At 70.8% G+C, this 9541-nt stretch carries 7 protein-coding genes; 5 read left to right on the top strand and 2 right to left on the bottom strand.

Annotated elements, in window-relative coordinates; genetic code table 11:
* On the bottom strand, window positions 1–1261 hold a 1261-nt coding region (locus CH341_RS23620; RefSeq protein ID WP_111421439.1), incomplete at its 3' end, for a polysaccharide deacetylase family protein.
* A 119-nt stretch (window positions 1262–1380) separates the two neighbouring features.
* Window positions 1381–2187, bottom strand: a complete 807-nt coding sequence (locus CH341_RS23615; RefSeq protein WP_111421438.1) for a polysaccharide deacetylase family protein — start codon at window positions 2185–2187, stop codon at window positions 1381–1383.
* Window positions 2188–2393: 206 nt separating this feature from the next.
* Between CH341_RS23615 and mgtE the strand changes: the two genes are divergently transcribed.
* The 5 genes from mgtE (at window position 2394) to CH341_RS23590 (ending at window position 9432) form a co-directional block, all read left to right on the top strand.
* Window positions 2394–3800 (top strand): magnesium transporter, encoded by a 1407-nt coding sequence (gene mgtE / locus CH341_RS23610; protein ID WP_111421437.1) that lies wholly within the window; start codon window positions 2394–2396, stop codon window positions 3798–3800.
* A 159-nt stretch (window positions 3801–3959) separates the two neighbouring features.
* On the top strand, window positions 3960–6200 hold the full coding sequence (locus CH341_RS23605) for a putative bifunctional diguanylate cyclase/phosphodiesterase (RefSeq protein WP_170149778.1): 2241 nt from the start codon (window positions 3960–3962) through the stop codon (window positions 6198–6200).
* An 85-nt stretch (window positions 6201–6285) separates the two neighbouring features.
* Window positions 6286–7458, top strand: a complete 1173-nt coding sequence (locus CH341_RS23600; protein WP_111421435.1) for an acyl-CoA dehydrogenase family protein — start codon at window positions 6286–6288, stop codon at window positions 7456–7458.
* A 259-nt stretch (window positions 7459–7717) separates the two neighbouring features.
* Window positions 7718–8539, top strand: a complete 822-nt coding sequence (locus CH341_RS23595) for an aldo/keto reductase (RefSeq protein ID WP_111421434.1) — start codon at window positions 7718–7720, stop codon at window positions 8537–8539.
* A 74-nt stretch (window positions 8540–8613) separates the two neighbouring features.
* Complete coding sequence (locus tag CH341_RS23590) at window positions 8614–9432, top strand: aldo/keto reductase (RefSeq protein ID WP_111421433.1); 819 nt, start codon at window positions 8614–8616, stop codon at window positions 9430–9432.
* Window positions 9433–9541 lie beyond the last annotated feature (109 nt).

The following is a 9541-nucleotide window of genomic DNA, read 5'->3' as shown; positions in this document are numbered from 1 at the left end:
CCACCAGGTAAGGCAGGAAGGCCTGCCGCTCGTGGCGATACAGGCCGGGCGCCACGAACATGTAGATCTGGCTGGCGTGGCCCGCCGTGCCGAGAACCGGGCTCGCCGGCGCGAAGTCGTTGTCTTGGCCGAAGCTGCCCATGCCCGGAACCGGCAGCACGGCCGGCGTCGTGGCGGCGCGGCCGGGCTGCTCGTCCTCGCTCTGGCGCGGCCACACCGGCTCGGGCGGCAGCGGCACGGCGTTGCGGTGGGCCCGGAAGCTGCGCATGCGCGAGCGGGCGACGACCGGCGAGGGACCGAGCGCGTCGACCACGCCGAGGCTCTGCGGATCGTAGGTCGGCAGGATCGGATCGGCGAGCAGCATCTCGATGGTGAAGCGCGGCGTCGGCCAGCCCGCGCCGGCCGTGCGGCTGCCGCGCGCCATCCACTGCTCGGGCGTCGTCACGGTCTTGGGCACGTCGGTGCTCGCCGGCACCACGTGGACGATCTTGTAGCCGCGCGCCTTGAGCTCCTTCAGCAGCCCGGGCAGCGCCAGCACGGTCGCGGGCTGGATGTCGTGCAGCAGCAGCACGCCGCGGCCGCGCGCCTCGATGCGCTCCAGCGCCCGCTTCATCACCTCGCTCGCCGGGATGTGCTTCCAGTCGTCGGCCGGGAAGTCGGCGCTCCAGGTCATCAGGCCGCGCGAGGCGAGCAGCCGCTCGACCTCGTCACGCCGCAGCAGCCCGGGCACCCGGAAGAACGGCGCCACCGCGTTGCGGTCGCCGAGCGCCGCGCCGGCATTGGCGATGCCGCCCTCGATCTCGGCCTCGGCCTGGGCGATCGGCATCTTGTGGAAGGTGAGCGGGTGACTGAGGCTGTGCGTCCCGATCGTGTGCCCCTCCGCCTGGATGCGGCGGACGATGCTCGGAAACGAATGCGACATGCGGCCGACCAGGAAGTAGGTGGCCTTCACGCATTCCGACGCCAGGATGTCGAGCACGCGGGTGGAATAGGGCGGGATCGGCCCGTCGTCGAAGGTCAGCACCACCTCGTGGTCGGCGAGCGGCAGCGATTCCCGATATTGCATGACGCCGATGCGGGCGTGCTCGAGCGGGTCGACCACCAGGGTCCGGCTGGTGCCGAGAGCGTTCGGATTGCCGGGGCAGGACGCATCAGGAGTTGTACCGGCCGCGCTCGCCGGGCCGGCCGCGACGGCGGCCAGCAGCGACAGGGCGAACGACGAAACCACCACAGACGGCGCTACGGCGCGCGAACGGCGCATGACCAGTCCCTTCCCCGATCAATCGGAACGCAAACGGTTTTTTCCCATAGTCACGCGCACTTCGTAACCGGCAAAACGGAAAAATATCGTGTACAGATGATGAAATCGTGGCCGCGTGCCTATCGTGCATCAGCTCCCGTCACGGTAGCGGTCCGGGATTGCGGCGGCACCACGTGAACGATCCGAAAGCCACGTGACTTCAACGCCCTGAGGAAGGCCGGCAGCATCTGCACGGTCTGCAGCCGCGGGTCGTGGAACAGCAGGATCCCGCCGCGTGCGGCCTCCAGCCGCGCCATCACCAGGTCGAGCTGCTGGCCCGGCGCCATGTCGTTCCAGTCGCTCGCCCACAGGTCGGCGCCGAACACGACGATGCCGCGCTGCTCCAGGCGCTCCAGCAGGGCCGGCGTCGAGGCGAAGCCGGGGAAGCGGAAGAACGGCGTGCCCGGCCGGTCGCTGGGGCGGCCGTGCAGCACGGTCTCGACGGCGGCGAAGCCGTGATCGATCTCGCGCTCCGCGGCGGCCGGCGGCATGCGGTCGAGCAGCGGGTGGTCGAAGGTGTGGTGGGCGACCGTGTGGCCCTCGGCCGAGATGCGGCGGAGCAGGGCCGGGTAGGCCAGGGCCTGCCGACCCAGCACGAAGAAGCTGGCGCGCACGCATTCGCGCGCCAGGGCGTCGAGCACGCGATCGGTGCGCCCGGCCCGCGGGCCGTCGTCGAAGGTGAGCACCACCTCCATGTCGGCGAGCGGCAGGGTCTGCGGGAAATGCTTGCGGCCGACCCGCGGCGTCGCAGCCGGGTCGACGGTCAGAACGCGGGCGGTGCCGAGCGCGTCCGGCCGGCCAGGGCAGGCCGGCTCGGTGCGTGCAGCGGACGGCATCGCCGCGACTGCGGCGGCGGCCGCGAGCAGCACCAGGACATGACGCGTCATCCGCAACTCCCGAGGTCGAAGGGTCCGGTGCCGAATCGCGGCGCGAGCGGCACCGCGCCGCGGCGTTCCTGTCGCTTGGTCGCGACGGTTCGGCACCTCCACATACGGTCGCGCTCAGGCATTTGCCACCTCTGCGCCCCGCGCGTAAAAGCCGAATCCGTCGCGCCTCCGGACGCCGGACCCGCGGCTTCACCGCGAGACCCGTGATGTCGGACCTGCCCGAGACCACCGCCGAGGCCGGTGCCGCCGTGCTGCGCGACGAGGACGGCGCGCTTCGCGCCGATGTCGTGACGCGGGTTCGTGACGCAATCGAGGCGGCCGACGCGGGCACGCTGCGCACGCTGGTCGGCGATCTGCACGAGGCCGATGTCGGCGACCTCCTGGAAGCGCTCGACGCGGAGTTGCGGCCGCGGCTGATCGCGCTGATGGGGCCCGACTTCGACTTCACCGCACTGGTCGAGGTCGACGACACGGTCCGCGAGGAGATCCTCGACGAGCTGCCGCCCGCGGCGGTCGCCGAGGGCGTGCGCGACCTCGATTCCGACGACGCCGTCTACATCCTCGAGGATCTGCCCCGCAAGGAGCAGGCCGAGATTCTCGACCAGCTCCCGTCGCTCGACCGCGTCGCGCTGGAGCGCAGCCTGCAATGCCCGGACGATTCCGCCGGCCGGCGCATGCAGTCCGAATACGTGGCGGTGCCGCCGTCGTGGTCGGTCGGGCACACGATCGACTATCTGCGCGACAACGACGAGCTGCCCGAGCGGTTCTTCGAGATCTACGTGGTCGACGGCGACTACCGGCTGCTCGGCGCCGTCGCCCTCGACGTCCTGCTGCGCACCCGTCGGCCGACCCGGATCGAGGAGCTGATGGACGCCGGGCGCCGCCGCGTGCGCGCCACCGCCGACCAGGAAGAGGTGGCGCGGCTGTTCGAGCGCTACAATCTGATCGCGCTGCCGGTCGTCGACGATCGCGACCGCCTCGTCGGCGTCATCACGGTCGACGACGTCGTCGACGTGATCGAGGAGGAGGCCGAGAAGGACATCAAGGCGCTCGGCGGCGTCACCGGCGACGAGGAGCTGTCCGATTCGGTGTGGACGATCGCGCGCGGCCGCTTCAACTGGCTGCTCGTCAACCTGGCGACGGCGTTCCTGGCCTCGGCCGTCCTCGGCCTGTTCGAGGGCGAGCTGCAGAAGATGGTGGCGCTCGCCGTGCTGGCGCCGATCGTCGCCAGCCAGGGCGGTAACGCCGCGACCCAGACCATGACGGTCGCGGTGCGGGCCCTGGCGACCCGCGAGCTTCACGACGGCAACGCGATGCGCATCGTGATGCGCGAGGCACTGGTCGGCCTCGTCAACGGGCTCGCCTTCGCGGTGATCACCGGAGTCGCCGCTGCCGCCTGGTTCAGAACTGCGGATCTCGGAATCGTGATCGGCCTGGCGATGGTGTGCAACCTGGTGGCGGCGGCGCTCGGCGGCATACTCGTACCGCTTGCCGTCGACCGGTTCAGGCTGGATCCGGCGGTCTCGTCCGGTGTTTTCGTCACGACCATCACGGACGTCGTGGGGTTCTTCTCGTTTCTCGGAATAGCGAGTCTCTGGTTCGGGCTGCACTGATCCGGATCGGCAGTCTTTTCGTAGTTCTTCGGTCCCGAACATCACCGGTTCGATCTATGCTGACCAAGTTTTAACTCGCGGTCTGTTAGGAAGGCGAGTCAGAACGACCCCGAAGGTGGTTTCATGGGGCCCGCTGCCAACAGCGGAGAAAATGCGACGATGGATCCGGACCGACGCTCCTCCGAGGAGGCGGCGCGCGCCGCCCCCCGCGCGTGGACGCGCGCGGCTCGGCCGGTGTCCGGATCGCTCTTGGCGTTGACGGCGGCGCTGGCCTGCGGGCTCGTGTCGGTGGCCGCCGTGCTTTATCTGGTGGCCCGCCCCGACGAGAGCGTCGCGATCGAGCGGATGCGGCTGAGCGTGGCGCGCGCCTTCGGCGAGTTCCGCAACGTGTTCGGCGACGCCGCATTGCGCCGGGCTCAGGCGATCGGCGCGAGCGGCGCCTCCGATGTCATCCCGGTCGATGTCGAGCAGCATCTGTCGCCGAGCGGGCTGCCGCGCTTCCAGCATCGCTGGGCCTATCTGATCCGCCACGACGGCTCGCTGGCAGCGTCCTATCCGGCCGAGACACGAGGCCTTCCGCCCGGCCTCGTGGCGGTGCTCGACTCGTTCCGGACGGAGGTGCCGAAGGCGGGGACGCGCTCGCGCGCCGAGGTGGCCCTGGTCGATCGTGCCGTCCCGGTCCACACCGAGATCGCGCTTCTCGACTACAGGCCGGCCGTGGTGGCGCTCGCGCCGGTCGGCCCGTCGAGCGGTTCGGGGCTGACGCTGGTGCTGGCGACACCGATCGACCGCGCCCTGATCGCGGCGCTGGGCGAGACCGCCGGGGTGCCGGGCCTGCACTTCGAGACCGATCCGGGCGCCGCGCAGGGGCCGCTCCACTCGCAGACCGATTCGCGCGGCCGCATCGTCGGCTGGTTCGGCTGGGATGCGCCCTACGACTCGCAGGGGCCGAGCTGGCTGTGGTTGCTGCCGGCCCTGGGCGGCGTTGCGTTCCTCGGCTTCGCCGGACTGTCGCTGGTCCAGATCCGCCGGGCCGCCGGCGGCCTCGAGCAGATCGAGGTGGAGCTGCGGCGGATCGCCCAGGAGGATCCCCTCACCGGGATGCCGAACCGGCGCAAGATCATCGCGATGCTCGGCAGCGCCCTCAAGGCGCGCAAGGCCGAGGAGAGCGTCGTGTTCGCCTGCCTCGACCTCGACTCCTTCAAGGAGGTCAACGAGGTTCTCGGGCACGACATCGGCGACCGGCTGATCGCCGAGTCGGCCGAGCGGGTGCGCTCCGCGCTGCCCTCCACCGCCGAGATCGGCCGCATCGACGGCGACGAGTTCGCCGCCGTGCTGACGGTGCGCAACGGCGCCGCGGCGATCGAGGCCGCCAACGCCTGCTCCCGCCGGCTGTCGGCGCCGTTCCACATCCGCGGGCAGGTCCTTCACGTCACGGCGAGCATCGGCCTCGCCATCGCGCCGCGCGACGGCGAGAGCGCGCACGAGCTGATCCGGCGGGCCGATCTCGCCGCACGGTCCGCCAAGAAGGCCGGCCGTGGCCGCATCCTCGCCTTCCATCACGGGCTCGAGGACGAGATCAACGAGCGCCGCTTCATCGAGCAGGAGCTCCGGCTGGCGCTCGCCGACGGCGCGTTGTCGGTGTGCTATCAGCCGATCGTCGCCGGCGACGGCCTGCGCATGGTCGGCGCCGAGGCCCTGGTGCGCTGGCGTCACGAGGTGCGCGGCAACATCCCGCCGAGCGTGTTCGTCGCCGTCGCCGAGCAGGCCGGCCTGATGATCGAGCTCGGCGACTTCGTGCTCAAGCGGGCGCTCGCCGACGCGCGCGAATGGCCGGATCTGTTCATCGCCATCAACCTGTCGCCGATCCAGGTGCGCGACCGCGGGCTCGTCCGCTCGGTCGCGAACGCGCTCGAGGACTCCGGGATCGAGCCGTCGCGGGTGGTGCTCGAGATCACCGAGGGCGTGCTGATCGACAATCCCGAGGAGGCCAAGCAGCGTCTCAAGGAGCTGCGCGCCCTCGGCGTCAAGATCGCGCTGGACGATTTCGGCTCCGGCTATTCGAGCCTCAGCTATCTGCGCCGGCTGCCGATCGACAAGCTGAAGATCGACAGGGAGTTCGTCGCGCCGCTCGGCCGCTCGGCCAATGGCGGCGTGATCCTCCAGGCGATCGTGGCGCTCGGTCGCGCGCTCGGCCTCAGCGTGCTGGCCGAAGGCGTCGAGACCGAGGAGCAGCGCCTGCTGCTCCGGCTCGCCGGCTGCGACGAGATGCAGGGCTATTTGTTCGCCCGCCCGATGCCGGCCGCGGCCCTCCTGGACGCGACGCGCCGCGGCGTCCAGGCCTCGCCCGACCCGGCCGCGGGCGAGGGCGACGACCTCATCAACGGCGTGGACCCCTGAGGCAGCGGGTCCAGGCGGCCTGCCACACTTCCGCCGTGCGGGAGTTGGGCAATGCTCGCCGTCGATGCGGCCCGGGATCTGCAGCATGGCGGCGAATGCCTGGACGGGGCTGGACTTGGCGCTCGGCGAGGACGTCGCGGCGCTGCGCGAGGCGGTGCGGCGCTTCGCGGACGAGCGCATCGCGCCGCTCGCGGCGGCGATCGACCGCGACAATGCGTTCCCGCGGGCGCTGTGGCCCGAGCTCGGCGCGCTCGGGCTGCTCGGCATCACGGTGGAAGAGGAGTTCGGCGGTCCCGGCCTCGGCTATCTGGCCCACTGCGTCGCCATGGAGGAGATCTCCCGCGCCTCGGCGGCGATCGGGCTGTCCTACGGGGCGCACTCCAATCTGTGCGTCAACCAGATCCGGCGCAACGGCACGGCGGAGCAGAAGCGCCGCTTCCTGCCGGACCTGATCTCCGGCGCGGCGGTCGGCGCGCTCGCCATGACCGAGGTCTCGGCCGGCTCCGACGTCGTGTCGATGCGGACCCGTGCGGTCCGGCGCGGCGACCGCTTCGTGCTCGACGGCGCCAAGATGTGGATCACCAATGGTCCGGTCGCCGACCGGCTGGTGGTCTACGCCAAGACCGACCCGGCGGCCGGGGCGCGCGGCATCACGGCGTTCGTGGTCGAGCGCGGCATGCCGGGATTCTCGGCCGGGCCGAAGCTCGACAAGCTCGGCATGCGCGGCTCCGACACCAGCGAGCTGGTGTTCGAGGGCTGCGAGGTGCCGGCCGAGAACGTGCTCGGCGAGGTCGGCGGCGGCGTCGCCGTGCTGATGTCGGGGCTCGACTACGAGCGCGCCGTGCTGGCCGCCGGCCCGCTCGGCATCATGCGGGCCTGCCTCGACCTGGTGATCCCCTACGTGCATCAGCGCGAGCAGTTCGGTGCGCCGATCGGCACCTTCCAGCTCGTCCAGGCGAAGCTCGCCGACATGGTCGTCGGGCTCGATGCGGCGCGGGCCTATGTCTACGCGGTGGCGCGGGCCTGCGACGAGGGCAGGGTGACCCGGGCCGACGCCGCCGGCGCGATCCTGTTCGCGGCCGAGCGGGCGACGGCGGCGGCGCTCGATGCGGTGCAGTGTCTGGGCGCCGCCGGCTACGTCAACGACGGGCCGGCCGGCCGGCTTCTGCGCGACGCCAAGCTCTACGAGATCGGCGCCGGCACGTCGGAGATCCGCCGCATCCTGATCGGTCGCGAGGTCTTCGAGCGGACCCGATGAGACCCGCTGGCCTGCCGGTCTGTATACTTGGTCGCCGGGGGCCCGCCGGAGGCCGGCCGGGCGTGTCTCGATACCGGGCGTCGGGCCGGCATGCAGGTCAGTCCCGTCGTTGAAGACGCTTGCTAAAGTCTCGACGATCCGTTCACCTTCCTGGCCGGCCGTGCCGGCCCGGACAGGCCGCGCGGGCCGCGCCGGACGCCGCGACACATCGCAGAACCAAGAAACCGGCGGGCAGCCGACAGTCATCGGGGAGAGAGACATGCAAGTTGTGGAAGCCAATGGCGCGCGGATCCCGGCCATCGGGCTCGGGACCATGACGCTGAAGGGCGATACATGCGTCGAGATCGTCAGCGCCGCGCTCGGGATGGGCTATCGCCATCTCGACACGGCGCAGATGTACGGCAACGAGGCCGAGGTGGGGCAGGGGCTCAAGGCCTCCGGCCTGAAGCGCGAGGACGTCTTCCTCACCACCAAGGTGTGGCACAGCAATCTCGCGCCGGCGGATTTCGAGCGGACCTTCGAGGAGAGCCTGAAGAAGCTGGACCTGCCGTTCGTCGATCTCCTGCTGATCCATTGGCCGAACGGCAACGTGCCGCTCGCCGGCACCATGGCGGCGCTGTGCAGGACCGCGCAGGACAAGCGCGCCCGCCATGTCGGCGTCGCCAACTTCACCATTCCGATGATCGAGGAGGCGGTGCGGCTCGCCACCGTGCCGCTGGTCACCAACCAGATCGAGGTGCATCCTTATATCGACCAGCGCAAGGTGATCGACACCTGCCGCAAGCACGGCCTGTCGGTCACGGCCTACTGCCCGCTGGCGCGCGGTGGCGTTCCGTCCGACGAGACGCTGAAGCGGATCGGGGCGGCGCACGGCAAGAGCGCGTCGCAGGTGGCGCTGCGCTGGCTGGTGCAGCAGGGCTTGGTGGCGATCCCGCGCACCTCCAACAAGGATCGCCTGCCGGAGAACCTCGCGGTGTTCGATTTCACCCTGAGCGAGGCCGAGATGGGCGAGATCGCCGCGCTGCGCAAGCCGAACGGCCGCCTGGTCAGCCCGCCCCACGCGCCACAGTGGGACGCCTGATCCGGATCCGGTAACGTTTGGCGGTTAGGTTGGTTCTCGTGCGGGTTCCGTCCGCGCCATCGAAAGAGACCGGAATGGAGTTCGTCACCGCCAACGGAGCCACGATCCCGGCCCTCGGGCTCGGTACCTGGGAGCTCAAGGGCCGCAGCTGCGCCCGCACGGTCGAGCAGGCCTTGCGGGCCGGCTACAAGTTGATCGACACGGCCGAGATCTACGAGAACGAGCGCGACGTGGGCGACGGGATTCGCGCGTCCGGCCTGCGCCGCTCGGAGGTGTTCGTCACCACCAAGATCTGGCCGGACCACTTGGCGCCGCGCGAGCTCGAGCGGGCCACCAAGGCGAGCCTCGCCCGCCTGCGCCTGTCCGAGGTCGACCTCCTGCTGGTGCACTGGCCGAACCCGCGCATCTCGCTGGACGAGACCATCGCGGCATTGTGCAAGATGAAGCAGGTCGGCTTCGCCCGGCACATCGGCGTGTCCAACTTCACGGTCGCGCTGCTCGACCAGGCCGTGAAGTACGCCACCGAGCCGCTGGTGGTGAACCAGATCGAGTGGCACCCGCATCTCGACCAGTCCAAGGTCGTGGCGGCGTCGCGTCGCCACGGCATGGCGGTCGTCGCCTACAGTCCGATGGCGCGCGGCGGAGTGCTGTCCGAGCAGGTCATCCGCGACATCGCCGTCGCGCACGGCAAGTCCCCGGCGCAGGTGAGCCTGCGCTTCGTCGTCCAGGAGGGCGGGGTGGTCATCCCGCGGACCGCGCGGCTGGACCGGCTGACCGAGAATCTCGACATCTTCGGCTTCACGTTGAGCGAGGACGAGATGGCGAGGATCCGCGCGCTGGCGCGGCCGGGCGGCCGCATCGTCGACTGGAGCGGGGCGCCCAAATGGGACTGAGCCCTGCGCGAAGGGCCGGACCGAACAGACGGATGTGATCGTGAGACCGAGACAAGGAACCGAGCCGGCCCGCACGCCGGCACGGGGGCGTCGCCCCGGGGCGACGCCG

The organism is Rhodoplanes roseus (assembly GCF_003258865.1).
Taxonomy (GTDB): Bacteria; Pseudomonadota; Alphaproteobacteria; order Rhizobiales; family Xanthobacteraceae; genus Rhodoplanes; species Rhodoplanes roseus.
This window is presented reverse-complemented; position numbering and strand designations above follow the sequence as displayed.